Here is a 1,163-nt window from a genome sequence, read left to right on the forward strand (position 1 = left end):
CGCTCCAGCTGTTCGTCATCGTAGCTTTGATGCGCGTTGTACTTCTCCATCTCGTCGGCACCGTTATTGCGTACGACCACGCCGGTCTCGAATGTCTCGCGGCTGTCGATGACGGCCTTGCGGGCAATGCGTTGCAGCAGGGTCGTGTTGGCGGGCAAGCCGGTGATGCCGATAGCGGCCACGCCTAGTGAATCCAACAGCGGGCCGCCGCCCTCGGTGTCCGGGGTCAGATACCCCATGTCGAAGGTGTAGGTGACGCCAAGCGCATCGGGATAGCGCATGCCGAGCTTGATGAGGAAGGGAAGCGTGCCGTCGTCGGCCAGGAAGGCATAGGGGATGCACAGTCCGGGCTCGGTGGGAATCTCGAACTCGGCACGCGCGCGGAAGCGTTTGAGGAAGGCACGCATGCGGGCCCGGTTGGCCTCTGGCTGGTCTGCCCGGCCGGTCTGCTCGAAGATATGTAGCCAGGGCTTGCGGTAGACGTAGGCGGTGAGTGTTTGCGTGAGATTGTCTCGACGAGGGTCGTCTTCGCTATAAAGCTCGGGGTAATCCGAATTCCAGATTGCAATGCTATCGGGAAGGCCGGTATCGAAGCGACGGTCGATTCTCGCCCGGGCTTCGTTCAATGCGTGATTAAGGAGCCTGTTCTCCGCCCATAGCCGGTCAGCAGGGGAGGCCTTTGGGTTCTCCAGATCAGCTTTCCATTCGGCAACGCGCGCATCTCTCCATTCACTAGGCGCGCGATCGCCGCGATAGTCTCGAGAATTGAAGTGCGACATGTACTCCACCGCTTCAGGATCGGAGATTACTGCGATCCTGGTGTCATCGATGACCATCTTGTTCACTTCTTTCACGTTGTAGCTGTGTCGAAGAGAGAAGACGAACTCTTTGTCAGGATTAACGGGCCATTGGACGGAGTTGTCTACGTCGAAAACATGTCGCCCCAAGCACTCCCGATGTTTGCCAGATGGTTGCGTCGAATAGGCCGCGTGCGCGGCCTGCTGTAACGTTTCAAGCCATTCCTGTGCCCGTTCTGTCTCCTCACGTTCGGCGCGCGACGGGCCGCAGCCCATCAGAAGCGACACGGCCACAGCTGTGAGCAGGCATCGACTGATCGTGAAGGGCTTCATTTACCGGTCCCCACGGTAGAGACGCCGTACCCC

The 1,163-nt window shown here is 59.5% G+C and carries 1 protein-coding gene; it reads right to left on the minus strand.

The window, feature by feature from the left end; all coding sequences use genetic code 11:
- Positions 1-1,130: T6SS immunity protein Tli4 family protein (locus AB4Z27_RS29060; RefSeq protein WP_441645990.1), on the minus strand; the 1,130-nt coding region annotated here is incomplete at its 3' end.
- Between the last annotated feature and the right edge of the window lie 33 nt (positions 1,131-1,163).

Source organism: Cupriavidus sp. KB_39 (genome assembly GCF_052114485.1).
Lineage (GTDB): Bacteria > Pseudomonadota > Gammaproteobacteria > Burkholderiales > Burkholderiaceae > Cupriavidus.